The sequence below is a fragment of the Saccharothrix obliqua genome (assembly GCF_019375475.1).
In the GTDB taxonomy this organism is placed as follows: Bacteria; Actinomycetota; Actinomycetes; order Mycobacteriales; family Pseudonocardiaceae; genus Actinosynnema; species Actinosynnema obliqua.
Genome location: NZ_JAHXGQ010000016.1, coordinates 73,973 through 97,957, shown reverse-complemented (window position 1 = coordinate 97,957; position 23,985 = coordinate 73,973). Strand labels below are relative to the sequence as shown.

Annotated in this window: 27 protein-coding genes; 16 read left to right on the top strand and 11 right to left on the bottom strand. The window is 72.8% G+C overall.

Annotated features, from left to right (window positions below):
- Positions 1 to 84: 84 nt before the first annotated feature.
- The gene (locus KZQ38_RS33480) at positions 85 to 960 is read left to right on the top strand and encodes a pentapeptide repeat-containing protein (RefSeq protein WP_219448018.1); all 876 of its coding nucleotides are present in this window, start codon (positions 85 to 87) and stop codon (positions 958 to 960) included.
- Positions 961 to 967: 7 nt separating this feature from the next.
- Here KZQ38_RS33480 and KZQ38_RS33475 read toward each other — a convergent pair whose 3' ends face one another.
- Positions 968 to 1,561: a TetR/AcrR family transcriptional regulator gene (locus KZQ38_RS33475; RefSeq protein ID WP_219448017.1), complete on the bottom strand. Its 594-nt coding sequence runs from the start codon at positions 1,559 to 1,561 to the stop codon at positions 968 to 970.
- A complete protein-coding gene (locus tag KZQ38_RS33470; protein WP_219448016.1) occupies positions 1,558 to 1,734 on the bottom strand; it encodes a hypothetical protein in 177 nt (58 codons plus the stop codon). The genes KZQ38_RS33475 and KZQ38_RS33470 overlap by 4 nt, the downstream gene beginning before the upstream one ends.
- 26 nt (positions 1,735 to 1,760) lie before the next feature.
- Between KZQ38_RS33470 and KZQ38_RS33465 the strand changes: the two genes are divergently transcribed.
- Positions 1,761 to 2,309: a CGNR zinc finger domain-containing protein gene (locus KZQ38_RS33465; protein ID WP_219448015.1), complete on the top strand. Its 549-nt coding sequence runs from the start codon at positions 1,761 to 1,763 to the stop codon at positions 2,307 to 2,309.
- 165 nt (positions 2,310 to 2,474) lie between these two features.
- Here KZQ38_RS33465 and KZQ38_RS33460 read toward each other — a convergent pair whose 3' ends face one another.
- Positions 2,475 to 2,891, bottom strand: coding sequence for a hypothetical protein (locus tag KZQ38_RS33460; RefSeq protein ID WP_219448014.1), 417 nt, complete (start codon positions 2,889 to 2,891; stop codon positions 2,475 to 2,477).
- 150 nt (positions 2,892 to 3,041) lie between these two features.
- On the opposite strand from KZQ38_RS33460, the gene KZQ38_RS33455 reads away from it, so the two are divergent.
- The gene (locus KZQ38_RS33455) at positions 3,042 to 3,770 is read left to right on the top strand and encodes an SDR family oxidoreductase (protein WP_219448013.1); all 729 of its coding nucleotides are present in this window, start codon (positions 3,042 to 3,044) and stop codon (positions 3,768 to 3,770) included.
- A 3-nt stretch (positions 3,771 to 3,773) separates the two neighbouring features.
- Here the strand turns inward: KZQ38_RS33455 and map are convergent, their stop codons facing one another.
- Positions 3,774 to 4,559, bottom strand: coding sequence for a type I methionyl aminopeptidase (map, locus tag KZQ38_RS33450; RefSeq protein ID WP_219448012.1), 786 nt, complete (start codon positions 4,557 to 4,559; stop codon positions 3,774 to 3,776).
- A gap of 46 nt (positions 4,560 to 4,605) precedes the next feature.
- Here map and KZQ38_RS33445 point away from each other — a divergent pair, with 46 nt between their 5' ends.
- Complete coding sequence (locus tag KZQ38_RS33445) at positions 4,606 to 4,872, top strand: helix-turn-helix domain-containing protein (RefSeq protein ID WP_219448011.1); 267 nt, start codon at positions 4,606 to 4,608, stop codon at positions 4,870 to 4,872.
- 3 nt (positions 4,873 to 4,875) lie between these two features.
- Positions 4,876 to 5,481: a class I SAM-dependent methyltransferase gene (locus tag KZQ38_RS33440; protein ID WP_219448010.1), complete on the top strand. Its 606-nt coding sequence runs from the start codon at positions 4,876 to 4,878 to the stop codon at positions 5,479 to 5,481.
- 4 nt (positions 5,482 to 5,485) lie between these two features.
- Here the strand turns inward: KZQ38_RS33440 and pip are convergent, their stop codons facing one another.
- Positions 5,486 to 6,433, bottom strand: a complete 948-nt coding sequence (gene pip, locus KZQ38_RS33435) for a prolyl aminopeptidase (RefSeq protein ID WP_219448009.1) — start codon at positions 6,431 to 6,433, stop codon at positions 5,486 to 5,488.
- Between the two features lie 43 nt (positions 6,434 to 6,476).
- On the opposite strand from pip, the gene KZQ38_RS33430 reads away from it, so the two are divergent.
- The 6 genes from KZQ38_RS33430 (at position 6,477) to ligD (ending at position 11,792) form a co-directional block, all read left to right on the top strand.
- Positions 6,477 to 7,019, top strand: a complete 543-nt coding sequence (locus KZQ38_RS33430; RefSeq protein ID WP_308258722.1) for a MarR family winged helix-turn-helix transcriptional regulator — start codon at positions 6,477 to 6,479, stop codon at positions 7,017 to 7,019.
- A 569-nt stretch (positions 7,020 to 7,588) separates the two neighbouring features.
- Positions 7,589 to 8,578 carry a tyrosine-type recombinase/integrase gene (locus tag KZQ38_RS33425; RefSeq protein ID WP_219448008.1) on the top strand — a complete coding sequence of 330 codons (990 nt, stop codon included), beginning with the start codon at positions 7,589 to 7,591 and terminating at the stop codon, positions 8,576 to 8,578.
- A gap of 80 nt (positions 8,579 to 8,658) precedes the next feature.
- Complete coding sequence (ku, locus tag KZQ38_RS33420) at positions 8,659 to 9,438, top strand: non-homologous end joining protein Ku (RefSeq protein ID WP_219448007.1); 780 nt, start codon at positions 8,659 to 8,661, stop codon at positions 9,436 to 9,438.
- A gap of 65 nt (positions 9,439 to 9,503) precedes the next feature.
- Positions 9,504 to 10,379, top strand: a complete 876-nt coding sequence (ku, locus tag KZQ38_RS33415; protein WP_219448006.1) for a non-homologous end joining protein Ku — start codon at positions 9,504 to 9,506, stop codon at positions 10,377 to 10,379.
- A gap of 218 nt (positions 10,380 to 10,597) precedes the next feature.
- The gene (locus tag KZQ38_RS33410) at positions 10,598 to 10,906 is read left to right on the top strand and encodes a DNA ligase-like domain-containing protein (protein ID WP_219448005.1); all 309 of its coding nucleotides are present in this window, start codon (positions 10,598 to 10,600) and stop codon (positions 10,904 to 10,906) included.
- The gene (ligD, locus tag KZQ38_RS33405) at positions 10,875 to 11,792 is read left to right on the top strand and encodes a non-homologous end-joining DNA ligase (RefSeq protein ID WP_308258721.1); all 918 of its coding nucleotides are present in this window, start codon (positions 10,875 to 10,877) and stop codon (positions 11,790 to 11,792) included. Before KZQ38_RS33410 ends, ligD begins: the two co-directional genes overlap by 32 nt.
- A gap of 72 nt (positions 11,793 to 11,864) precedes the next feature.
- On the opposite strand, the gene KZQ38_RS33400 is transcribed toward ligD, so the two are convergent.
- Positions 11,865 to 12,473 (bottom strand): hypothetical protein, encoded by a 609-nt coding sequence (locus KZQ38_RS33400; RefSeq protein WP_219448004.1) that lies wholly within the window; start codon positions 12,471 to 12,473, stop codon positions 11,865 to 11,867.
- Between the two features lie 221 nt (positions 12,474 to 12,694).
- Here KZQ38_RS33400 and KZQ38_RS33395 point away from each other — a divergent pair, with 221 nt between their 5' ends.
- Positions 12,695 to 15,691: an AfsR/SARP family transcriptional regulator gene (locus KZQ38_RS33395; protein WP_219448003.1), complete on the top strand. Its 2,997-nt coding sequence runs from the start codon at positions 12,695 to 12,697 to the stop codon at positions 15,689 to 15,691.
- A gap of 6 nt (positions 15,692 to 15,697) precedes the next feature.
- On the opposite strand, the gene KZQ38_RS33390 is transcribed toward KZQ38_RS33395, so the two are convergent.
- From KZQ38_RS33390 to KZQ38_RS33380, 3 genes are all read right to left on the bottom strand, one after another.
- A complete protein-coding gene (locus KZQ38_RS33390; protein WP_219448002.1) occupies positions 15,698 to 16,348 on the bottom strand; it encodes a VOC family protein in 651 nt (216 codons plus the stop codon).
- A gap of 28 nt (positions 16,349 to 16,376) precedes the next feature.
- Complete coding sequence (locus KZQ38_RS33385; protein WP_308258720.1) at positions 16,377 to 18,407, bottom strand: putative bifunctional diguanylate cyclase/phosphodiesterase; 2,031 nt, start codon at positions 18,405 to 18,407, stop codon at positions 16,377 to 16,379.
- 89 nt (positions 18,408 to 18,496) lie between these two features.
- A complete protein-coding gene (locus KZQ38_RS33380; RefSeq protein ID WP_219448001.1) occupies positions 18,497 to 18,853 on the bottom strand; it encodes a hypothetical protein in 357 nt (118 codons plus the stop codon).
- A 67-nt stretch (positions 18,854 to 18,920) separates the two neighbouring features.
- Here KZQ38_RS33380 and KZQ38_RS33375 point away from each other — a divergent pair, with 67 nt between their 5' ends.
- Complete coding sequence (locus KZQ38_RS33375) at positions 18,921 to 19,700, top strand: glycerophosphodiester phosphodiesterase family protein (protein WP_308258719.1); 780 nt, start codon at positions 18,921 to 18,923, stop codon at positions 19,698 to 19,700.
- Between the two features lie 61 nt (positions 19,701 to 19,761).
- Positions 19,762 to 21,159 carry an MFS transporter gene (locus KZQ38_RS33370; RefSeq protein WP_219447999.1) on the top strand — a complete coding sequence of 466 codons (1,398 nt, stop codon included), beginning with the start codon at positions 19,762 to 19,764 and terminating at the stop codon, positions 21,157 to 21,159.
- On the opposite strand, the gene KZQ38_RS33365 is transcribed toward KZQ38_RS33370, so the two are convergent.
- Positions 21,160 to 21,882, bottom strand: coding sequence for a hypothetical protein (locus KZQ38_RS33365; protein WP_219447998.1), 723 nt, complete (start codon positions 21,880 to 21,882; stop codon positions 21,160 to 21,162).
- A complete protein-coding gene (locus KZQ38_RS33360; protein WP_219448062.1) occupies positions 21,879 to 22,193 on the bottom strand; it encodes a PadR family transcriptional regulator in 315 nt (104 codons plus the stop codon). Before KZQ38_RS33360 ends, KZQ38_RS33365 begins: the two co-directional genes overlap by 4 nt.
- 160 nt (positions 22,194 to 22,353) lie before the next feature.
- On the opposite strand from KZQ38_RS33360, the gene KZQ38_RS33355 reads away from it, so the two are divergent.
- Positions 22,354 to 23,070, top strand: a complete 717-nt coding sequence (locus KZQ38_RS33355) for a thymidine kinase (RefSeq protein ID WP_219447997.1) — start codon at positions 22,354 to 22,356, stop codon at positions 23,068 to 23,070.
- Between the two features lie 42 nt (positions 23,071 to 23,112).
- Entirely contained in the window at positions 23,113 to 23,598 is a 486-nt protein-coding gene (locus tag KZQ38_RS33350; RefSeq protein WP_219447996.1) for an NUDIX hydrolase, read from the top strand.
- Positions 23,599 to 23,985: the final 387 nt, after the last annotated feature.

Sequence of the window (23,985 nt, the reverse complement as noted above, 5' to 3'; positions counted from 1 at the left end):
GCGGCCGAGGGTCGCGGCGTCCGTTCCGAAGCGGTGTCCGCGACTACGTACGCCGACGTATCCGGTCAGGGCATGATCGGTGGTATGCCGACGTGGGTCATGTGGCTGGTGGTCGCCCTCGTGCTCGCCCTGGTGGTGGTGCGCCACCACCGCCGGTCGCAGGCGGAGACGCTGCTCGACGAGCACGCGCGTCGCCGCACGGGCGGTGACGGGCCGACACCGGTGTCCGTGTGGCGGGAGGCCAACCGCCGGTTCCGGGCGGGCGAGCACGAGGGCCTGCTGCTGCTGGCCGAGATCGGCCGCGCGGTGCCGCGCCGACGCCAGGACGTGGTGGACACGTGGCTGGCCGCGTTGCGCGGCGGGGTCGCGCGGGGCCTGGACGCGGGCTGGCGGGTGCAGGTGCAGCGGCGGCTGGCGGCGCACCTGCGGCCCGGCGACGACTTCTGGCCGGGCATGGACGTGCACGCGGCGGGCGCGATCCTGGTCGACCTGGACCTGTCGGGCTGCCGCGTGGCGAAGGTCGACTTCACCGGCGCGGTGTTCGTCGGCGACGCCCGGTTCGCGGCGATGACCGTGACCGGCGAGGCGGTGTTCGACGGCGCCCGGTTCCTGCGGCACGCGGTGTTCACCGACGCCCTGTTCGCCCGCTCGGCGTCGTTCACGCTGGCCGTGTTCACCGGGAACCTGGCGTTCGCGGGCGTCCAGGTGGCGCAGGAGGCGCGGCTGCGGGCGGCGAAGGTGTCCGGGCGGGCCGACCTGCGTCGCGCCGAGTTCGGCGGCGCGGCCGATTTCGCCGACGTGTTCTTCGGCGGTCGCGCCCTGTTCGGGGACGTGGTGTTCCACCAGGACGCGTTGTTCTCCCGGTCCTGGTTCCGGGGCTGGACCGACGTGGGCTCGGCGTTGATCGGCGAGGCGGCCGGGTTCGACGGGGTCCGCTTCGGGCGGCGCGTGCTGCGCTGACCCCGCGTCAGCCCCCGTCGCCGGGACGGCCCGCGGCGGCGTGGAACAGACCCAGCCCCAACGCGTGCGGGTCGTCCAGGCCCGTGGCCCGCAACGCCTCGTCGGGCAACGCCAGCAACGACACCGCGACACCCAGGAAGTACGCGTCGAGCAGGCCCGCGTCGCGGGCGGTGGACGCCAGCCCGGCGGCGTGGTGCAACCGCGCGCCCGCCTCCGCGTTGGACACCACCATCCGGCCCAGCGCCGCCCGCACAGCCGGCCGCCGCACCGCCTCCAGGTACAGCTCCACCATCGCCAGGAAACGCGTCGGGTCGTCGGCGACGGCACGCCGCAGCAGCGCCGGGTACAGCTCGGCGACGTCACCGGGGGAGACGTCCGCGGGCGTGGTCGCGGCCAGGCGCGCCACCGCCTCGCCGTGCAACGCGGTCATCCGCTCGGCGGCGGCGGTGAGCAGCGACTCGCGGGTGGGGAAGTAGTTCTTGGTGGTGCCCTCGGGCACGGCCGCGGCCCGGTCGACCGCGCGGTGCGTCAACCCCCGGCCGCCCTCGGCGGCCAGGACGGACAGCACGGTGTCGCACAGCAGCTCGCGGCGGGACGTCACGGGGACGGGACCTTAGCCGACCCCGGCCCGCCCGCCGTCGCCACCACCCGGCCCGCGTCCAGCACCAGCCACAGGCCGCACACGCAGCGCACGTAGGACACCCGCCCGTGGACGGACACCGGGTAGGCGGGTTCGGCGGCGGGCCAGGCGCAGGAGGGGCAGCTTGTCGTCACGCCACCCAGCGTGGTGTCATGGGTCAGTGCATTTCAACCCTTACGGCGGCGCGGCGGCGGAACTCGCCGCCGCCCTGGTCAACGCCGACCCCCGCAGCACCGCCGCCGACCTGGCCGCACTGCTGCGCGCCCAGGGTTACCGCCCCGTAGGCGTGCTCACCGACACCCACGCGGCCGAGCTGACGTCCTGGGCACGACGACTCGCACCCGTGTTCACCGGCGAGGTCGACCGCGTCGCGCACGTCAACGTCCTGCTCGCCGAGACAGCCGCCCGCCCCTACATCTCCGTGCACGACGACCGGCCACCACACCTGCACTTCGCCCCCGAGACCGCGCCCACCGTCGAACGCGTCCGGGCCTTCACCGCCGCCGGCCTGGCACACCTGGTGTGCGAGGACCCCGCCCGCCTCGGCCACTGCGCCCGCCCCGGCTGCGCCGTGGTCTACGTCGACACCTCCCGCAACGCCCGCCGCCGCTACTGCACCGCCCGCTGCGCCAACCGCGAACAGGTCGCCCGCCACCGCCACCGCGCCCGCGACGAACGGGGCGCCGGGATGCTCGCGGCGGGGCGATGACCCCAATCGCACCGGCCCCGGCTGAACGGATTTCGCCCGGTCCGGGCCGACGCGGACCCGGGACCACGACGCCGTCGACCGAACGCGCGCCGGCCGGGTCCGGGCAGACGGCGGGGGCCGACCCGCCCGGCGCGCCACCGGTCGGATCGGCCCCCGTGGACGCGCCTACACCCACGCCGTCCCGGTCCTGCACTCCAGCGTCCCCCCGCTGGAGTTGAGCGAGCAGATCTGGATCGAGATCTCGTCACCCGACCCGAAGGTGTTCGGCAGCACGAAGTTCCGGCTCTGCCCGTTCACCCCGGCCCGCCACTCGTGGGTCTTGGTGAACGTCAGGGACGTGTTCTTCTTCGTGACCTTCAGCCGCGCGCTGGTGCCGTCGTCGGAACGGTAGTTCGGGCCGTTGTCCCAAACCGTGAACGTGTCGATCGAGCTGTCGTACCGGGCCCCCGCGTAGTTCCGCGCCGTGTTGACGTCGGTGGTCGCGGCGAGCGCCGGAGCGGCCACGGCCAAGCTCAGCAGGATCGCCGAGCCCAACGTGACGACGCCGCCGACCACGGCACGCCCGGATACCTGGATACCCATCCTGAAAACCCCCTGGTGTGGCGACCCGGTGGTGCTCCACTGCCCGTCCCGGGTCTGTGCGGCTCCCATCGTCACCCGGCGATCTGCGGGAAATCTCGAATGAAACTCGCACGCCGCCCCCCACGCGGACCCCCGGCTAGATTCCCCGGCATGACGATCGAGAACCCACCCCGGCTCACCGTCGTGACCGGCGGCAGCCGCGGCATCGGCGCGGCCACCACCCGCCGCCTCGCCGCCGCCGGGCACCACGTCGTGATCGGCTACCGCGCCGCCGACGACGAAGCCCACGCCCTGGCCCGCGAGGTCGGCGGCACCGCCGTGCGCGCCGACGTGTCCTCGCCCCGCGACGTCGACACCCTGTTCGACACCGCCGCCGGACTCGGCCGGGTCACCGGCGTCGTGATCAACGCCGGCATCACCAGCCCCGTCGGCCCGCTCGCCGACACCGACGTCGCCGACCTGCGCCGCGTGCTCGACGTCAACGTCCTGGGCGCCCTGCTCTGCGCCCGCCGCGCCGCCCGCGACCTCACCGGGGGAGGCGCGATCGTCGCCGTCTCCTCGGCCGCCGCCACCCTCGGCAGCCCCGGCGAGTACGTCCACTACGCCGCGAGCAAAGCCGCCGTGGACGCCATGACCATCGGCCTGGCCAAGGAACTCGGCCCACGCGGCATCCGCGTCAACGCCGTCGCCTCCGGCACCGTCCACACCGCCATCCACGAGCTGTCCGGCATCCCCGACCGCCCCGACCGCGTCGCACCCGCCATCCCGCTGCGCCGCGCCGGGCAACCCGACGAGATCGCCGCCGCCATCGCCTGGCTGCTCGGCGACGACGCGTCCTTCACCACCGGCGCGGTGCTGCGCGTCGCCGGCGGCCAGTGACCCTCACACCCCGGCGGGCACCCGGGGCGCGGTCAGCACGCGCGGACCGTCGTCGGTGACCGCCACGGAGTGCTCCGCGTGCGCGGCGCGACCGCCGTCGACGGTGACCAGCGTCCACCCGTCCTCGGCCACCCGGTAGGCGTCGCGCCCGCCCGCGTGGAACATCGGCTCGATCGCCAGCGCCATCCCCGCCCGCAACCGCAGACCCCGACCCGGCCGGCCGTCGTTGGGCACACCGGGGGACTCGTGCATCGCCCGCCCGATCCCGTGACCCCCGAAGTCCTCCGGCATCCCGTACCCCGCCGCACGCCCGATCCGCCCGATCGCCGCCGACACGTCGCCCATCCGCGCGCCCGGCACGGCCGCCGCGATCCCCGCCGCCAACGCCCGCTCGGTCGTCTCGACCAGCGCCAGGTCCGCCGGCCGCGCCACACCCACGACGAAGCTGATCGCCGAATCGCCGTGCCACCCGTCGAGGTGCGCGCCGCAGTCGATGCTCACCAGGTCGCCGTCGCGCAACCGGTAACCCGTCGGGATGCCGTGCACGATCGCGTCGTTCACCGACGCGCAGATGTACCCCGGGAACGGCGTCGGCGCGAACGACGGGCGGTACCCCAGGAACGACGAGCCCGCGCCCGCGCCGCGGATCACCTCCGCCGCCACCTCGTCCAGCTCCAGCAGCGACACCCCGACCCGGGCGTGCGCCCGGACCGCCGCCAACGCGTCGGCCACGACCAGACCGGCCGCGCGCATCGCGTCCAGCTCGCCGGGCGATTTCAGCTCGATCACCACATACTCCCAACCGTGATAGTTATACCGGTATTACTATCACACCATGGTGCGCCCACCCCTCACCCAGTCCGACCGCGCCCGCGGCGAACGCCTCGGCGAAGCCCTCCGCCACGCCCGCGGCGACCGCAGCATGGTCCAGATCGCCACCGCCGCCGGCATCTCCGTCGAAACCCTCCGCAAGATCGAACGCGGCCGCGTGCCCACACCCGCCTTCTTCACCGTCGCCGCCCTCGCCACCGCCGTCGGCCTCAGCCTCGACACCCTCTGCCGCCACCTCGACGACGACCTCAGCCGACCCGGCGCCGCCTGACCCGTGCCCGACCGCCACACCACACCCGAACCCGTCCCGCTCGCACCCGAGATCCGGCTGCACACCGCCACCGACATCACCGCCCTCTGGGAAACCACCGGCAGCCCCGAACCACCCTTCTGGGCCTTCCCCTGGGCAGGCGGCCAAGCCCTCGCCCGCCACCTCCTCGACCACCCCCACCTCACCGCCGGCCGCACCGTCCTCGACCTCGCCACCGGCTCCGGCCTCGTCGCCATCGCCGCCGCACGCACCGGAGCCCGCACCGTCACCGCCAACGACATCGACCCCCACGCCACCACCGCCGCCGCGCGCAACGCCGAGACCAACCACGTCACCGTCCACACCCACCTCGGCGACCTGCTCGACACCACCCCCGACACCGACGTCGTCCTCGCCGGAGACGTCTTCTACGACCGCGACATGGCCGCCCGCGTCCTGCCCTTCCTCCGCCGCGCGCACGACCGCGGCGCACTCGTCCTCGTCGGCGACCCCCAACGCGCGCACCGACCCCGCACCGGCCTCACCCGCATCGCCACCTACCAGGTACCCGTGCCCCACCACCTCGAAGGCACCGACCTGCGCACCACCCACATCTGGCGACCCGCCTGACCGCTCACCGCCGACGCGCGAACCGCCGCGTCGCCGCCACCACCGCCTCCGCCATCCCCGCGTCCTGCACCGCGTGCGACGCGACCTCCACCACCACCAGCTCCGCGTCCGGCCACGCCCGGTCGATCTCCCACGCCGTCCACAACGGACCCTGCATGTCCAACCGGCCGTGCACCAACACCGCCGGAATACCGCGCACCCGGTGCATGTCCGCCACAATCCGCCCATCGGCCAACCACGCCCGATGCGCGAAGTAATGCGCCGCCACCCGCGCGAACCCCAACCGCCACCGCGGATCGGCCCACCGCGGCCCCGGGTCGAAATCCGGGTCCAACGACAGGATCGACGCCTCCCACGCGCACCAGTCGTCCGCCGCCCTCGCCCGCACCGCCGGATCCGGGTCGTTCAACAACACGTCGTACGCCGCCACCAGATCCGACGACCCCGCCGGCGCACCCTCCCGGAACCGGTTCCACTGCTCCGGGAAGAACCGGCCCAACCCGTGGTACAGCCACTCGATCTCCTCGTGCCGGCTCGACGTCACCGCCACCGCCACGAACTCCGTCACCCGCTCCGGGAACAACTGCGCGTAGTGCAAACCCAACGTGCAACCCCACGACCCGCCCAACACCATCCACCGCTCGACACCCAGGTGCTCCCGCAACGCCTCGATGTCACGCACCAGGTGCGCCGTCGTGTTCACCGACAGGTCCGTGCCGTGATCCGCCGCGTGCGGTGTGCTGCGCCCCGTCCCGCGCTGGTCGAACGACACCACCCGGTACGCCTCCGGGTCGAACAACCGCCGGGTGCCGGGGGACAGGCCCGTGCCCGGACCACCGTGCAGGCACACCACCGGCTTCCCGTCCGGGTTGCCGCACACCTCCCAGTGCACGAGGTTGCCGTCACCGACGTCCAACTCACCCTGCTCGTACGGCTCGATCTCCGGGTACACCCCAGCCCCCTCCCAACCCCAACAGCGCTGTTAGATTAGGGGAGTGGCCGACCACCCCACCAGCGACTACCTCGGCACCCGCCTGCGACACCTGCACGACCAGCTCGACGCCGACATCACCCGCGTCTACGCCGACCTCGGACTCCCCGAATTCCGACCCCGCTACGCGCCCGTCGTCCGCATCGTCGACGCCCGCGGACCCCAGTCCATCCGCGACCTGGCCACCACCATCGGCATCACCCACTCCGCCGTCAGCCAGACCGTCAACCAGATGAAGCGGGACGGCCTGGTCGACCTCCGACCGGGGGATGACGCCCGCCAACGCATCGTCCACCTCACCGACCGCACCCGGGCGCTCCTGCCCACCATCCACGCCGAGTGGAACGCCACCACCGCCGCCGCCCGCCAACTCGACGCCGAACTCCCGTACCCCCTCAGCACACTCGTCGAACTCGCACTGAGAGCCGTGGGGGAGAAGTCGATGCACCAACGCGTGCGCGAACACCTCGAACCGGAGCCGCCACACCCGGCCCGCCGCCCGCACTCACCCGAGCCGCGGGACGGGCTTGAGCGCACCGAGCGGTGATCGGCACGGTCGTGTCCGGCCGGTGGTGAAGCTCGGGTTGCCCGCAGTGACGCGGTTCGGGTGAGTGCGGCGCGGGGCAGTGGTTCGAGACTGGTCCGCCGACCTCCGAACGTTCTACTTAACATAATGTCGATTATCGGCATTGCGGATCGAGCCGCCGAGCAGGGCAGAGAAACGTCACGTGACGTATCTAGGGCGGTGTGGCGGGACGATCACCGCACGCCGTCCGGCGGCTCGGCCGGCCGCTGACACGCGTCGCGTCGCAACACGCGCTGTTCACCCGGCGCGCCGGCCGAGCCGTTCGGCACGCGGCGACACGGCGCAGCACGCACGCAGACCCGACCCGGCAGGCAAAGCGCGCTGGAGGGCGCCAGCACGGGGCCGCATCCCCCGGCGGACGGCCTCCGGCAGGTCGTGTCACCGGAATGCCCCGAACGGACGAACGGCCCGGATGTGCGCCCAGGACGCCGGAACGCCCCTCCCGCCAGGCGCTGCCCCCGGACCGCCGTTTGATGGATAATGGCGATTATCCATCAAACACCGGGTGTCGACCGGGTGTTGTCGGTGGGGTGCGGTATGAAGATCCAATGCGTGTTCTCGACGCTCAGGCCTCGTTCTTCCTCGCCCGCCGACCCCGCAAGGACTCCCCGCACACGACGGCGGCCTACCGGCGCGACCTCGCGGGTGTGACCGCACTGCTGGCCGAGGTGTGCTCCACTCCCCCGGAGTCGTTGGAGATCGGGCACCTGACGGCGGCCAACCTGCGGGCCGCGTTCGGGGTGTTCGCCGACACGCACGCGAAGAGTTCGGTGTTGCGCGCCTGGTCGACGTGGAACCAGTTCCTGACGTTCTGCGTGGCGGACGACCTGGTGCCGGGCAACCCGATGGGCGCGGTGGCGCGGCCGAAGACCCCTCCCCTGGTGCCGAAGCCGCTGCGGGGTGAGGACACGCCGGAACGGCTGCTGGCGGCCGCCGCGGAGGGCGCCCGCAAGGGTCGGGACCCGTGGCCGGAGCGGGATGTGCTGGTGCTGGCGCTGGGCCTGGTGGCGGGGTTGCGGTCGGCGGAGATGCGGACGTTGACGTTGGCGTCGGTGGTGGGTCGGCCGGGTGAGCGGCGGTTGCACGTGGTGGGCAAGGGAAACCGGGACCGGTCGGTGCCGATCGAGCCGGCGATGGACCGGATCATCGGGCAGTACCTGGAGTCGTGCCGCGCGCGGTTCCCGCAGGGCCGGTTCGACCGGGGTTCGGCGTTGTTGCGGGACCGGCACGGTGAGCCGATCGGGCGGGGTGGGTTGGAGTACCTGGTGCGGTCGTGCTTCCGGTGGGCGGGGTTGCACGACCGGGTGCCGTCGGGGGCGAATCTGCACGCGTTGCGGCACACGTTCGCGACGCGGTTGGCGGAGGACGGTGCGTCGGCGTCGGAGATCATGGCGTTGTTGGGGCACGCGTCGCTGGCGACGTCGCAGAACTACATCGAGGCGACGGCGCGGGAGCGGCGTGCGGCGGTGGCGGGTAACCGGACGTACGTGTCGTTGTCGCGGTTGCCGGGTGGCGATTGAGCGATCGGCCCTGTCCGGATGGCGGGGTGCGTCCGGGTGACTTGGGTGTGTTGGTGTTCGCACGGGTGTACGCAGGTCGTATGAGGGCGGTGTGGCGGGGTTCGGTGTCGTTCGGGTTGGTGACGTTCCCGGTGCGGTTGTTCCCGGCGACGCGTCCGCACGGGGTGCGGTTCCGCCAGGTGCACCGGGCGGATGGTGGTCGGGTTCGGCACCGGCGGGTGTGTTCGGTGTGCGGTGAGGAGTTGCCGCTGGCCGAGGTGGTGCGGGGGTTCGAGCTGCCGGACGGTCGGTTGGTGCTGGTGGAGGCGGAGGACCTGGCGGGGTTGCCGTCGCCCGCGGGTCGGGTGATCGAGGTGGTGCGGTTCGTGCAGGCGGATCAGGTGGATCCGTTGTTGTTGGACCGGTCGTTCTTCGTGGAGCCGGATCGGTCGGCGGTGGTGTCGTACGGGTTGTTGCGGGACGCGTTGGAGCGGTCGTTCCGGGTGGCGGTGGTGAAGGTGGCGATCCGGCGGCGGGAGTCGTTGGCGGTGGTGCGGCCGCGGGGTCGGTTGTTGGTGTTGCAGACGTTGTTGTGGCCGGTGGAGGTGCGGGAGCCGGAGTTCGGGTTCTTGGACGGGGAGGTGGAGTCGCCGGCGGCGGAGTTGCGGGTGGCGGTGTCGTTGGTGAACTCGATGACGGCGGAGTGGGATTTGTCGGGGTTCTCGGACGAGTACGCGGTGGCGTTGGAGGGGTTGGTGGCGGAGCGCGCGGGTGGTGGGGTGGGTGTGCCGGTGTCGCGGGCTCCGGAGGAGACCGGTGGTGGGGTGGATTTGTTGTCGGCGTTGCGGCGGAGTGTGGAGCGGGTGCGGCGGGAGGAGTAGTGGAGGCTCGCCCGTTCGGGTGATGTGCTGGTGCGGTGGGGGCGGTGGGCGGGTACTCACGTGGAATGAGGTCCGTGTGGCGCGGCGCGATCTCCTTCGGGTTGGTGACGATCGGTGTGCGGTTGTACACGGCCACGGAGGAGCATGATTTCCGGTTCCACCAGGTGCACCGGGAGGACGGTGGGCGGATCCGCTACAAGCGGGTGTGCCAGGTGTGTGGTGAGGAGGTCGCGTTCGCGGATATCGCCAAGGGCTATGAGTTGGACGATGGCCGGGTGGTGGTGATGGACGCGGAGGACTTCGAGAAGTTGCCGATCAACACCGATCACGCGATCGACGTGTTGGAGTTCGTGCCGGCGGAGGAGATCGATCCGATCTTCTTCCAGAAGTCGTACTACTTGGAGCCGGACAAGGCGGCGACGCGGCCGTATGTGTTGTTGCGGACGGCGTTGGAGCGGTCGGGCCAGTTGGCGGTTGTGAAGATCACCGTTCGGCAGCGGGAGACGTTGGCGATGTTGCGGGCCCGTGAGGACCTGTTGGTGATGCACACGATGTTGTGGCCGGACGAGGTGCGGAAGCCGGATTTCGAGTTCTTGGACGCCGATGTGGAGGTGCGTCCGCAGGAGTTGCGGATGGCGTCGTCGTTGGTGGAGAGCATGGCTGGGTCGTTCGACCCGGGTGAGTTCACGGATGACTACACGGTGGCGTTGCAGCGGTTGATCGAGGCGAAGGCGGAGGGTGCGGAGCTGCCGGAGCAGCCGGAGGCGGAGCAGCCGGGTGAGGTGATCGACCTGATGACGGCGTTGGAGCGGAGTGTGGAGCAGGCGCGGTCGGCGCGGGGTGGGTCGGCGGCGAAGGCGAAGTCGGGTGGTAAGGCGGCTTCCGGGGAGAAGGGGAAGGCTGCCGGGAAGGCGCCGAAGAAGAAGGCGAAGCCCGCGTAGGGGTTGCGGGATGGGTGGTTTGGCGGAGTACCGGCGGAAGCGGTCGGCGGAGCGGACTCCGGAGCCGGTGCCGGAGGAGGGTGCTCCGCTCCCCCGTGGTGCTGATGACGTGTTCGTGGTGCAGGAGCACCATGCTTCGGCGTTGCACTGGGATGTGCGGTTGGTGCGGCGGCGGGGTGCGGCCGGGGCGGGTGCCGTTGCCGGGGTGGGTGGCGCCGATGGAGGCGGTGCTGGTGGCGGGGTTGCCGGAGCGGGTGGCGGAGTTCGGGTTCCGGTGGGGCGGGGTGCGGGTGGAGGGTGGCCGGGTGCGGTTGGTGTCGTCGTCGGGTGGGGATGTGACGGCGTTGTTCCCGGAGTTGCGGGGGTTGGGGTTGGGGGGTCCGCGGTGGGTGGTGCCGCGGTGGTTCGCGGGTGTGGTGGCGAAGCGGTTGGGTTCGCCGTACCTGCCGGGTGTGCGGTCGTCGTCGTGGTTGGCGGTGGCGCGGGAGGGGGTGGGTGGTGGAGCGGTTGGCGGTGCGGGTTGGTGAGCGGCGGTTGCGGCTGACGAACCTGGGGAAGGTGTTGTACCCGGGTGTGGGGTTCACGAAGGCGGAGGTGATCGATTACTACACGCGGATCGCGCCGGTGTTGTTGCCGCATGTGGCGGGTCGGCCGTTGACGGTGCGGCGGTTTCCGGACGGGGTGTCGGGTTCGTCGTTCTTCGAGAAGAACGTGCCGTCGCACGCGCCGGGGTGGGTGCGGACGGTGCGGGTGGCGACGCCGGGGTCGTCGCGGGGTGCGGAGTTCGCGGAGTTCGTGGTGGTGGAGGAGTTGGCGACGCTGGTGTGGTTGGCGAACCTGGCGGCGTTGGAGTTGCACGTCCCGCAGTGGGTGGTGGGTGGTGACGGGGTGCGGCGGTTGCCGGACCTGGTGGTGTTCGACCTGGACCCGGGTCCGCCGGCGACGGTGGTGGAGTGCTGTCGGGTGGCGGAGCGGTTGCGGGGGGTGTTGGTGGCGGACGGGTTGTCGCCGGTGGTGAAGACGTCGGGGTCGAAGGGGTTGCAGGTGTACGCGGCGGTGCGGGTGTCCTCTGCCGGTGATCCTTCGGTGTACGCGAAGGCGGTGGCGCGGCGGTTGGCGCGGGAGTGGCCGGATCGCGTGGTGTGGTCGATGGCGAAGGCGGTGCGGTCGGGTCGGGTGTTGATCGACTGGTCGCAGAACAACCCGGCGAAGACGACGGTGGCGCCGTATTCGTTGCGGGCGCGGGAGGTGCCGTCGGTGTCGACGCCGGTGTCGTGGGAGGAGGTGGTGGGGTGCCGTGAGCCGGGTGGGTTGGTGTTCACGGCGGATGAGGTGCGGGCGCGGGTGGCGCGGGTGGGTGATTTGTTCGGGGGTCTGGTGGGTGTGGTGGATCCGGCGCCGTTGCCGGTGTGAGGGTTCGTCCGGTGCCGCCGCGGTCGGTGCCGCCGCACGCCGGGGGTTCGCCGGGTGCGGCGGCGCGGGAGGTCAGTTGCCGCCGACCTTGGCGGGGAGCTTGTCGATGGTCGCGACGACGTCGTTGGAGCCCTTCTCCGTCAGCTTGATCGGTTGTTCGAGTTGGTGCGCCTGGTCTTTCGGCGGGAACTGGGTGAGTTTGCCGACCAACCGCGCGGGGTCCTTGGTGGTCAGCACGAGTGGTTCGGCGAGCTTGTCCGGTGGGGTCTGGATGGACAAGTTGAGTTTCAGGATCAGGACCTGTTCCAGTTTCAGGGGCACCTGGGACTCGCTCTTGAGGGTGCTGTCGGGTGTGCTGTCGACGTCGCTGAGGGCGATGGAGATGTCTCCCAGACCTTGGCGTTCGGTGTGGTGTTCGCCGGTGAGCCCGAATTTGGTGATCTTCAGCTTCAGGTCCCAGGGGTCGGTGGTGGAGTTCTTGCCCTCGACTCGGAGGCCGATTTCGCCGGTGAGGTCGACCGCCGCCTTCTGGTCCCGGACGGTCAGTTCGGTGCCGGGCGCGTCGAACTTCCAGGTGAACTCGGTTCCCACGGCCGGTGGCTGCGGGTCTTGGCGGGTGTCGGCGGCCGACACGCTCCCGCTTGCGGTGAGCGTGATGGCCAGGGCGGCGGTCGCGGCCACGAGTCCTCGGCGGGGCGCGCGGTGATCGTCGGACATGTCAGGTCCACCCTTTCTCTCGTGTTCCCGTGACAGGGTGGGCTCCGCGATCCGGTCCAAACCGGACACGGGCTGTCCCACCCGGTCCGGTGACTCCCGTCCCCCGACGCACGACGGCCCGCACGGGTCGCGGGTGCGTCGGTTCGGGGTCGGTGGGCGGGTCGGGTGGGGAACAATCGGGCCGCGTGAGGTTCGGTGTGCTCGGTCCGATGGTGGTGCGGCGCGGTGACGGGACGGAGGTCCCGGTGGGTGGTCCGCGGCTGCGGGCGTTGCTGGCGGTGTTGCTGGTGGACGCGGGCCGGGTGGTGGGGGTGGATCGGCTGGTGGATTCCCTGTACGGGGATCGGCCGCCGGCGGGTGCGGTGAACGCGGTGCAGTCGTTGGTGTCGCGGTTGCGGTCGGTGTTGGACGTGGTGGTGGAGCGCTCCCCCGCGGGCTACCGGTTGGTGGTGGATCCGTCCGAGGTGGACGCGTTGCGGTTCGAGGAGTTGTTGGCGCGGGGTCTGCCGGGTGAGGCGTTGGCGTTGTGGCGGGGCCCGGCGTTGCGTGATGTGGGTGACGCGCCGTTCGCGTCGGTGGTGGCGGCACGGTGGGAGGAGTTGCGGCTGCGGGCGGTGGAGGACCACGACGTGGCTCCGGTGGGGGTGTTGCGGGAGCTGGTGGGTGAGTTCCCGCTGCGGGAGCGGTTGGTGGCGCGGTTGGTGCGGGTGTTGCACCGGGAGGGCCGGGGCGCGGAGGCGTTGGCGGTGTTCGAGCGGACGCGCCGGTTGTTGGCGGAGGAGTTGGGTGCGGATCCGGGTGGGGAGTTGGCGGCGGCGCACCTGGCGGTGGTGCGGGGTGAGCGGGTGGCGGCGCGGCACGTGTTGCCGGCGCAGTTGACGAGTTTCGTGGGCCGTGCGGAGGAGGTGCGGTCGGTGGTGCGGGCGTTGGCGGGGTCGCGGTTGGTGACGCTGCTGGGTCCGGGTGGTGCGGGTAAGACGCGGTTGGCGGTGGAGGTGGCGGCGGCCGATCCGGGTGATGTGTTCTTCGTGGACCTGGCGTCGGTGGTGGCCGGTGGTGATGTGCCGCGGGCGGTGGTGTCGGCGTTGGGGTTGCGGGAGCGGGTGGTGTCGGCGCCGGTGGACCGGTTGGTGGCGGCGTTGGCGGAGCGCTCGGTGCTGGTGGTGTTGGACAACTGCGAGCACGTGGTGGCGGATGTGGCGGTGTTGGCGGGGGTGTTGTTGGCGGCGTGCCCGGGGTTGCGGGTGGTGGCGACGAGCCGGGAGGCGTTGGGGGTGACCGGTGAGGTGGTGCGCCCGGTGCCGCCGTTGCCGGTGGACGACGTGGGGTCGCCCGCGGTGCGGTTGTTCGTGGACCGCGCGGTGGCGGTGAACCCGTCGTTCGTGTTGGACGGGGTGTCGGGGCCGTTGGTGGTGGAGATCTGCCGGGCGTTGGACGGGTTGCCGCTGGCGATCGAGTTGGCGGCGGCGCGGGTGCGGTCGTTGCCGTTGGCGGAGGTGGCGGCGCGGTTGGGTGACCGGTTCCGGTTGTTGTCGCGGGGGTCGCGGGCGGTGGTGGCGCGGCACCGGACGTTGCACGCGGTGGTGGAGTGGAGTTGGGGGTTGCTGGGTGCGCGGGAGCGGGAGTTGGCGCGCCGGTTGACGGTGTTCGCGGACGGGGTGTCGTTGGCGGCGGCGGAGGCGGTGTGCGGGGTGGCGGGGGTGGACGAGGTGTTGCCGTCGCTGGTGGAGAAGTCGTTGGTGGAGGTGTCGGGGGGCCGGTTCCGGATGTTGGAGACGATCCGGGAGTTCTGCGGGGCGCGGCTGGTGGAGGCGGGTGAGGAGGAGGTGCTGCGGCGGGCGCACGCGGAGTGGGTGTTGGGGTTGTTGGTGGAGGCCGCGCCGCGGTTGTTGCGGGCGGAGCAGGTGGTGTGGTTGGAGCGGTTGGCCGCGGAGCACGGGAACGTGCGGGCGGCGGTGCGGTGGGCGGTGTCGGCGGATGTGGCGCTGGCGTTGCGGTTGGTGGCGGAGGCGGGTTGGTACTTCTGGCTGCGGGGGTTGCGGTCGGAGGGCGCGGCGGTGGCGGGTGAGGTGGTGCGGGCGGCGGGTCCGGTGGCGCCGGCGGGGTTGGCGGAGGAGTACCTGTTGTGCGCGTTGATGGCGTCGTCGATGGGTGAGGGGTGGCCGGACCTGCCGGGTGCGCCGTCGCCGAAGGCGAAGTCGCCGGAGGGTTTCGCGGGTCCGCCGACGCGGCCGTTCCTGACGATGTTGTGGGGTATGGCGTTCGGGGTGCCGGATGTGGACGTGCCGGTGTTGGACGGGCGGCGGGCGCAGTTGATCGGTCCGGACCCGTGGTCGCGGGCGTTGGCGTTGTTGGGTTTGGGGTTGCAGTTCCAGTACGCGGGTCAGCTGGGGCGGGCGCGGGAGGCGCACGGGGAGGCGTTGGCGGGGTTCCGCGCGTTGGGTGAGCGGTGGGGCATGTCGACGGTGTTGGCGCAGTTGGCGGAGCTGTCGCGGTTGGCGGGTGGGTTGGACGAGGCGTTGGCGTTCCTGGACGAGGCGTTGGCGTTGGCGGAGGTGTTGGGGGCGTCGGAGCACACGGCGGGGATGTTGGTGCAGCGCGCGGAGTGGGCGGCGTGGCGTGGCGGGTTCGACGCGGCGTGGGCGGATCTGGAGCGGGCGGCGGGGTTGGCGCGGTCGCAGGGCGCGTTGGAGATGTTGGCGTCGGCGTGGTTGGGGATGGCGGAGGTGTGCCGGTCGCGGGGGGAGCCGGTGCGGGCGGCCGGGTGGTTGGCGGAGGCGTTGCGGGTGTGCCCGGCGGGGTGGTTCGGGCCGGAGGAGACGCGGGCGGGCATCCGGGTGGCGGCGGCGCGGTTGGCGTTGGCGCGTGGTGATGTGGCGGGTGCGCGGGAGGCGTTGGGTTTGGCGTTGGCGTCGGCGGTGGAGTGGGGCAACGCGATGGTGTTGGCGCGGGTGGCCGAGGGTCGGGCGGCGGTGGCGTTGGCGGAGGGTGACGCGCGGGGCGCGGCGTTGTTGGCGGGTGCGGCGCGCGGGATGCGGGGCGCGGTGGCGGTGGTGGACCCGGACGTGGTGGCGGTGGAGGGCGGGGCGCGGGCGGTGTTGGGTCCGGTGGTGTTCGGTGAGGTGGTGGCGCGCGGCGCGGGTCTGGGTCGGGACGGTGTGGTGGCGGTGCTGGGGGCGTGAGGGGGGTCAGGGTCCGGTGGTGTGCCAGGCGCCGCCCCAGCCGGGTGGGTCCTGGAGGACGGTGAACTCGGCGCCGGCGGGGTCGGCGAGGGTGGCGGTGAGCCCGGCGGGTGTGTCGGCGGGTGGCACGACGACGCGTCCGCCGGTGTCGGCGGCGAGGTCGGCGGTCTTGGCGGTGTCGGGCACGGCGAAGGCGCAGCGCCACCCGGTGTGCTCGCCGGTGCGGCGGGCGGCGACGGGGCGTTGCCCGTCGGGGACGTGGTAGAGGGTGAACGGGGTGTCGGTGTGGTGGGGCAGCCAGCCGAGTTCGCCGGTCCAGTAGTCGTCGCCGTCGCCGGTGTACTCGACCCAGCAGGGTTCGCCGGCGCGGGGTCCGGGTGCCCAGGGTCCGTGCAGGACGCGGCCCTGGTCGACGGCGGCGCCGTCGCGCAGGTCGCGGGGTTCGGGGCCGGCGAACACGATGCGGTAGCCGCTGTCGCCGGGGCGCACGCGCAGTGCGAGCCGGTCCCCCACCCAGCCGGTGAACGCCCCGTCGGGTTCGGCGATGACGACCCAGCCCAGGAGGTGGGCGTAGAAGTCGGCGACGGGTTCGGGTTCGGCGGTGCTCAGCTCGACGCGGCGCACACCGCGCGCGGGGCTGGTGGTGGGTCCTGGCACGGGGTGTTCCCCTCGGCGGCGTGGTTGATCAGGAGTGCGCCCCATCCTCCGTACCGGTGCGTGGTGCGGACAATGCGCTGTTCGGCGGTATCGGCTGCTCCGTGAGGATGTGCGGGAGCGGGACGGGGCGGCCGAGGTGGAAGCCCTGGCCGACGCGGACGCCCAGGGCGGTGAGGGTGGTGACCTGGGCGGGGCGTTCGACCCATTCGGCGACGGCGGACAGGCCCAGGCCGCGGGCGATTTCGACGATGCCGGCGACGAGGACGGCGTCGGTGGAGCGTTCGTCGATGCCGCGCACGAACTCGCCGTCGATCTTGATGCCGGTGATGGGCAGGTGCTTGAGGTGGACGAAGGAGCCGAAGCCGGAGCCGAAGTCGTCGAGGGTGATGCGGCAGCCGAAGCCGCGCAGCTGCACGGCGAGGGCGCGGGCGGCGTCGAGGTTGGTGACGGCGGCGGTTTCGGTGATCTCCAGGCCGAGGCGGCCGGGTGCGACGCCGGCGGTGGCGAGCCGGTCGAGGACGAACCCGCCGAACTCCTCGTCCTCCAGGGTGCGGCCGGAGACGTTGACGTTGAACCGGAGGTCGAGGTGGGGGTGGCGGACGAGGGCGTCGATGGCGGTGGACAGCACCCAGCGGTCGATGTCGTGGACGAGGTTGGAGCGCTCGGCCTCGGGGAGGAACTCGGCGGGGCCGAGGCGGGGTTCGCGGCCGTCCTCCAGGCGCAGCAGCAGTTCGTGGCCGAGGGTGCGGCCGGTGGCGAGTTCGACCATGGGCATGGCGTGCAGGGCGAGGCCGCCGTGGTCGAGGGCGTGGCGGAGGCGGTCCATCACCGAGACGCGTTTGGCGGTGTCGGCGTAGTGGCCGGGTTCGTAGACGGTGACGCGGTCGCGGCCGGCGGACTTGGACGCGTAGAGCGCGAGGTCGGCGTTGGCCAGGACCAGTTCCCAGGTGTCGCCCGCGCGGTACTCGGCGACTCCGGCGGAGGCGGTGACGGGGGTGGACGCGGTGACGAGCGGGAGGGCGGCGACGGCGGCGCGCAGGTCGTCGGCGACGCGGGCGGCGTCGGCGGCGGTGCGGCCGGGCAGCACGACGGCGAACTCGTCGCCGCCGAGCCTGCCGACGGGGTGGGTGGGCGCGAGTCGGGAGCGCAGCGCGCCGGCGACGGTTTTCATCAGCCGGTCGCCGACGGCGTGGCCGCGCAGGTCGTTGACGTCCTTGAAGTTGTCCAGGTCCAGCAGCAGCAGGGCGCCGTGGCCGCCGGCGCCGAGGCGTTGTTCGAGTTCGCGGGTGACGGCGCGCCGGTTGGCGAGCCCGGTCAGGGGGTCCTGTTCGGCCAGGGCGAGCAGTTCGTCGTGGACGCGGCGGGCGCGGGTGATGTCGTGGGCGGTGCCCACCAGGCGCAGGGGTGTGCCGTCGGCGGTGGTGTCGATCTCGCCGAAGCACTCGAACCAGCGTTCGGTGCGGTGGTCGGCCACCGCCATGCGGTGGGTGTAGGAGAACCCGGCTCCGGTGCGCATGGCCTGTTCGAGGGTGGCCTGGATGGTGGTGAGGTCGTCGGGGTGGACGAGTTCGGCGTAGCGGTCGAAGTCCAGGAGGGTGTCCGGGGGGAACCCGAAGGTCTCCAGGAGGGCTTCGGACCAGACGAGGCGGTCGTCGGCGACGTGCCACTCCCAGGTGCCCATGCGGCCGAGGACCTGGGCGCGGCGCAGGGCGTCGGCTTCGTGGGTGGCTTCCAGTTCGCGGTCGCGCCAGGCGGTCACGTCGGCCACCCGGTACAGCAGGTCGCCGTCGGGGCCGAGGTGGCGGCAGGTGACCTCCAGCCAGCGGTGCCCGGCGTGGTGGCCGGTGGGGGTGAGCAGCGCGAGCCCGGAGCGGGGTCGTTCGGGGACGCCGGGCAGCAGCGCGGGCAGGGACCGGCCGGCGGCGCGGTCGGTGGCGACGCCGAGCACGGCCGCCAGCGCGGGGTTGACCCAGCGCAGCGTGCCGCGGGCGTCGGTGACGCCGAATCCGACGTCGGCCCGGTCGAGCACCTCCCGGTGCAACGCGGCGTTGCCGTCCACGCGCCCTCCTCGCACCTCGCGCGGGCCATGATGGTGGAGGCGGCGCGGGCCGGGCAAGCCGGGGCCGCTCCCCCGGCGGGCCGGGGGTGTCAGCGCAGGCGTTCCAGGTCGCGCGCGGTGTCGGCGAGTTCGGTGGCGAGGCGGCCGAGTTCGGCGGTGGTGGCGCCGTCGGCCGCGGCGGTGGCGATGTCCTCGGCGGCGCAGCGCAGCTGGAACAGGCGGTCCTGGAGGTCGGCGAGTTCGGCGGCGGACAGCACGACCGCGTCCTCGGGCAGCCCGCCGCGCTGGACGGCGGCGCGGCGTTCGTAGGCGCGTTGCCGGCAGGGTTGGGCGCAGTACCGGCGGGGGCGTCCGATGCGGCCGCTGTCGGGTAGTCGCCGTCCGCACCAGGCGCAGTGCCTGGTGTCCTCGCGGCGGGTCGCGGCGGTCCCGGTCACCAGCTCCATGGGCGGCGACGGTATCCCGCTACCCGCCGGTCATCCCAGCGCCACGCCGCCGGGGCAGACTCCTCGCGTGACGACCGCGAACCACCCGTACCTGTCCGGCCCGCACCCGAGGGCCTACGCCCACCGGGGTTGGCACCTCGACGACCTGGCCGGCATGGAGAACTCGCTGGCGGCGTTCCGGCGCGCCGCCGCCGAGGGCTACCGCTACCTGGAGACCGACGTGCACGCCACGTCGGACGGGGTGGTGGTGGTGCACCACGACGACGTGCTGGACCGCACGACCGACGGCACGGGTCCGGTGGCGGCGCAGCCGTGGTCGGCGGTGCGGGCGGCGAAGGTCGGCGGGCGGGAGCCGGTGGCGCGGCTGGAGGACCTGCTGGAGGAGTTGCCGGACGCGTTGCTCAACGTGGACGTGAAGTCCGACGCGGCGGTGGGTCCGGTGGTGGCGTTGCTGCGGCGGACGGGCGCGGTGGACCGGGTGTGCCTGGCGTCGTTCTCCGACGCGCGCCTGGCGCGGTTGCGGCGGCTGCTGGGGCCGGGGCTGATGACGTCGGTGGGGCCGCGGTCGGCGGCGGCCCTGTGGGCGGCGGGGCGGGTGCCGGCGTTGCGGGCGCCGGTGGCGGGCCGGATCGCGCAGGTGCCGGTGACGCGGGGTCGGTTGACGGTGGTGGACGGCCGGTTCGTGCGTGCCGCGCACCGGCGTGGCATGGAGGTGCACGTGTGGACGGTGGACGCCGCGCGGGAGATGGGGCGGCTGCTGGACCTGGGGGTGGACGGGCTGGTCACGGACCGGCCGGACGTGCTGCGTGACGTGCTCGCGGCGCGCGGGGTGTGGGCGGGTGGCTGATTGGCAACACCTTGCCGGTGATCACCACCCGGACGGGTGAATGGAAGTACAGTCCGCCCCCATGAGCGTGGCCGACAGCCCTGCACCCGCGATCGACCGCAAGCGGGAACAACGCGGATGGATCTGGTACGACTGGGCCAACCAGGTCTTCCCCACATCCGTGATCACCGTGTTCCTCTCCGGCTACCTCACGGTCGTGGCCAAGGAGGCGGCCCGGGAGGACACCGCCCGCAACGGGGCGCGCGCGTGCGTCGACAGCTCCCTCCAGCAGTGCGACGTGTCGTTGTTCGGGCTGCACTTCCCCGCCGGGTCGCTGTGGGGCTACCTGCTGTCGGTCGCGACCGTCGTGCAGGTCGTGGTGCTGCCCGTGATGGGCGCGATCGCCGACCGCACCCAGAACAAGCGGCGGATGCTCGGCGGGCTGGCGTTCACCGGCGCCGCCGCCACCGCCGCGCTGGCCCTGGTCGGCGGCTCCGACTGGCACCTGGGCGTGGTGCTGTTCATCCTCGCCAACATGTGCTACGGCGCGTCGGTCGTGGTCTACTACGCGTTCCTGCCGGAGATCGCCGGCCCCGACGAGCGCGACGCGGTGTCCTCCCGCGGCTGGGCGTTCGGCTACCTCGGCGGCGGGCTGGCGCTGGCGGTGCAGCTGGCGTTGTTCGTCGGCCACGACGCCGTGGGCATCGGCGAGACCACCGCCGTCCGCATCGGGTTCGTCATGTCCGGTCTGTGGTGGGCGGTGTTCACCCTGATCCCGCTGGCCCGCCTCAAGCGCCACCAGCAGCCGCACGGCGGCGAGCGGGGCGCGTCGGTGATCACCGCCGGGTTCCGGGAGCTGCGGCAGACCGTGCGGCAGGCCCGCGCGTTCCCGCTGACGCTGGCGTTCCTGGGCACCTACCTGATCTACACCGACGGCATCGCCACCGTCGCCAACGTCTCCGCCCAGTACGGGCGCGACGAGCTGCGGCTGGAGGAGACCGCGCTGATCACCACGATCCTGATCGTGCAGTTCGTGGCGTTCGCCGGCGCCCGGCTGCACGGGTGGGCGGCGAGCCGCTGGGGCGCGAAGCACACCATCATGGCCAGCCTGCTGGTGTGGATCGGGGTGATCGGCGCGGCGTACTTCGTGCAGGCCGGGCAGGAGGTGCAGTTCTACCTGCTGGCGGTGGGCATCGGCATCGTCCTGGGCGGCACCAACGCCCTGTCCCGGTCGCTGTTCTCGCAGATGATCCCGCCCGGCCGCGAGGCCCAATACTTCTCCCTCTACGAGGTGGGCGAGCGGTCCACCTCGTGGCTGGGGCCGCTGGTGTTCGCGGGTGTCGGGCAGGCCACCGGGTCGTTCCGGCTCGCGATCATCTCGCTGGTGGTGTTCTTCGCCATCGGGTTCGCGCTGATGTTCTTCGTGCCGGTGCGCAAGGCCATCACCGCGTCCGGCAACCCGGTGCCCGACAAGGTCTGATCAGCCGGTCCGCGCCGGCGCCGCCGCCCACGGCCGCACCACGACCACCACAGCCGTGGTGACCAGCCACGCCCCGACGTACGCCACCGGGGACAACGGCGTGAACCACACCCACGCCGCGCCGATCGCGGCCGACACCGCGGCCACCGCGGGCCATCGCGCCCGGGGTGGCCGCGGCGCCTCCCGGTGGAACCCCAGCCACACGGCCGCCGCCGTCACCCACGTCGGCGCCTGCACCAGCACCGGCCAGAAGTCGCCCGCGGCCACCACCACCTGCCCGGCCACCGCCACCGACCACAGCGCCGCCACCGACACCGCCACCCGCGCCGGCAGCACCCGGCCCGTCAGCAGGCCCGCGAACGCCACCAGCGCGAGCACCGCCGACCACGCCCACCAGCCGCCGCCCCACCGCGCCGCCGACACCACGTCCTGCGCCGCCAGCACCACGTGCCCGACCAGGCCCGCCATCGCCACCAGCCGCGTGCCGTCACCGGCGGGCGCGCCCGCCCGGAACCGCACCCGCACCGCCAGCGCCGCCGTCGCCGCCGCCTCGCCCCACCCCGGCCAGCCGTGCTCCAGGTCCAGTTCGTCACCCCGGCCGGCGAGGAAGATGCCCACCATCTCCTCCTCCCGCTCCGCCCGGTACCGGCGCGGCAGCAGGCGCAGCAGCGCCCGGTAGCGGCGCTCCAGGTTCGACCGCGGGCCGTCCCCTCCCCCGCTCACCGCGCCTCCCTCGCCCGCAGCACCGACGACGCCGCGCGCACGTTCGCCGACAACCGCGCCACCTCCGCCGACAACGCCCGCACACCCGCGTCGGTCAACCGGTAGTAGCGGCGCAGCCGCCCCTGGTGGACCTCCTCGCGGTCCCGCTCGGCCCACCCGTCGGCGACCAGCCGGTCCAGCACCCCGTACAGCGTGCCCACGCGCAACACCACCCGCCCCTCGGACAGGACCTCCACCGACCGCACGATCGCGTACCCGTGCAACGGCTCCTCCGCGAGCGCCGTCAACACCAGGAACGCCTGCTCCGACATACCCCTCACACCGCAGGTTATATCGCAAAGCGGTATATCTCGTCCAGTGGAGTCGACTTCCCCTGCCGCCGCTCCCGGCGGGCGGCCGGTCCCCCGGGCGGCCGGTGACCGGCCGGCGCGACGCGGGCCGCCGCGGCGCCGACCACTAAGGTGGCCCGCCGTGGAGCCGACGAACCCCAGCACCGACCCGACCGACGCCCTGTCCCCCGTGCCCGCCGACGGCGCACGGCGCGGCGTCGCACCGACCGGCAGGCTCCGGTTCTTCTTCGGCCCGATGGACTGCGGCAAGTCCACCCTCGCCCTCCAGATCGACCACAACCAGGCCCGCCAGGGCCGCGGCGGGCTGCTGCTGGTCCGCCACGACCGCTCCGGCACGCCCCGCATCACCAGCCGCATGGGCCTGGCCCGCCACGCCGTCGAGGTGCACGAGGACATGGACCTGCGCGACCTGGTCCGCCGGCACTGGGCCGCAGGCGCGCGGGTGGACTACCTCATCGTCGACGAGGCCCAGTTCCTCTCCGAGGAGCAGGTGGACCAGCTCGCCGAACTCGCCGACGACGCCCGGGTCGACGTCTACTGCTTCGGCCTGGCCACCGACTTCCGCTCCACGATGTTCCCCGGCTCCCGCCGCCTGTTCGAACTGGCCGACGAACTCGACGCCATCCAGGTCGAGGTGCTGTGCTGGTGCGGCCGGCCGGGCCGGTTCAACGCCCGCGTCCACGACGGCGACGTCGTCCGCGCCGGGGACACCGTCCTGGTCGCCGACACCACCGACACCGACACCGAGGTGCGCTACCAGGTGCTGTGCCGCCGCCACTACCGCACCGGCGACCTCGGGCCCAACGTCGTCGACGGCCGCCAGCTCAGCCTCACCTGACCCGCGTGCCGCCGCCGCGGGCGGCACGCCACACTGATCACCGTGACCGGGAAGACCAGCGCGGGCATCCTGCTGCACCGCACCACCGCCGACGGACTCGAAGTGCTCATCGGGCACATGGGCGGCCCGTTCTGGGCCCGCAAGGACGCCGGGGCCTGGTCGATCCCCAAGGGCGAACCCGCCGGCGACGAGGCGCTGGAGGACACCGCCCGCCGCGAGTTCACCGAGGAACTGGGCCTGCCCGTGCCCGCGGGCGACCTGGTCCCGCTCGGCGACGTGCGCCAGTCCGGCGGCAAGACCGTGCACGTGTGGGCGCTGGCCGCCGACCTCGACCCGGCCGCCGTCGTGCCCGGCACGTTCGAACTGGAGTGGCCCCCCGGCTCCGGCGTCGTCCGCGCCTACCCCGAGGTGGACCGCGTCGCCTGGGTACCGCTCGCCGACGCACGCGCGAAGCTGGTCACCGCCCAGCGCGCGTTCCTCGACCGCCTCGCCGACGCCACCGGGAGCGACCCCGAAGACGATCACTGAAGACGATCACCGGGACGCGGGACGACGTCACGAACCGGACAAGGTCGCGTGGCCTACGTTTGGGTGCGGGCCGGACGGGTGACCCCAGGAGTTGGCCACCACGCAGCACGACCGTGCGGACACGGAGCGTGGCGGTAGACCCGAAGCACCCCGAAATGACTTTGCGTAATCGTAAGCATGATGGTTGTCACTGTGGTCGCGTTAAAGCCGGCTTAACATCGCCCTACGTGTTCGGTCTAAGCTGTCGAAGCCGCACACTTTCTGCCGGTACTGCTCCATCTGGGTGATGAAGCAGCCCGACAGCTTGATAACGCGTCACGATCCTGCCGCGATTGCCTCCCTTAGGAGGAAGCCTTCGTTGACGGGTGAAAGACGTCACTGTGGGCG

What these genes read in the sequence shown, in the direction of transcription:
- KZQ38_RS33480 (WP_219448018.1), top strand. Translation starts at nt 85, where the DNA reads ATGCCGACGTGGGTCATGTGGCTGGTGGTCGCCCTCGTGCTCGCCCTG.
- KZQ38_RS33460 (WP_219448014.1), bottom strand. Translation starts at nt 2,891, where the DNA reads ATGGGTATCCAGGTATCCGGGCGTGCCGTGGTCGGCGGCGTCGTCACG.
- KZQ38_RS33455 (WP_219448013.1), top strand. Translation starts at nt 3,042, where the DNA reads ATGACGATCGAGAACCCACCCCGGCTCACCGTCGTGACCGGCGGCAGC.
- KZQ38_RS33445 (WP_219448011.1), top strand. Translation starts at nt 4,606, where the DNA reads ATGGTGCGCCCACCCCTCACCCAGTCCGACCGCGCCCGCGGCGAACGC.
- ku (WP_219448007.1), top strand. Translation starts at nt 8,659, where the DNA reads ATGAGGGCGGTGTGGCGGGGTTCGGTGTCGTTCGGGTTGGTGACGTTC.
- ku (WP_219448006.1), top strand. Translation starts at nt 9,504, where the DNA reads ATGAGGTCCGTGTGGCGCGGCGCGATCTCCTTCGGGTTGGTGACGATC.
- KZQ38_RS33410 (WP_219448005.1), top strand. Translation starts at nt 10,598, where the DNA reads ATGGAGGCGGTGCTGGTGGCGGGGTTGCCGGAGCGGGTGGCGGAGTTC.
- KZQ38_RS33380 (WP_219448001.1), bottom strand. Translation starts at nt 18,853, where the DNA reads ATGGAGCTGGTGACCGGGACCGCCGCGACCCGCCGCGAGGACACCAGG.
- KZQ38_RS33370 (WP_219447999.1), top strand. Translation starts at nt 19,762, where the DNA reads ATGAGCGTGGCCGACAGCCCTGCACCCGCGATCGACCGCAAGCGGGAA.
- KZQ38_RS33360 (WP_219448062.1), bottom strand. Translation starts at nt 22,193, where the DNA reads ATGTCGGAGCAGGCGTTCCTGGTGTTGACGGCGCTCGCGGAGGAGCCG.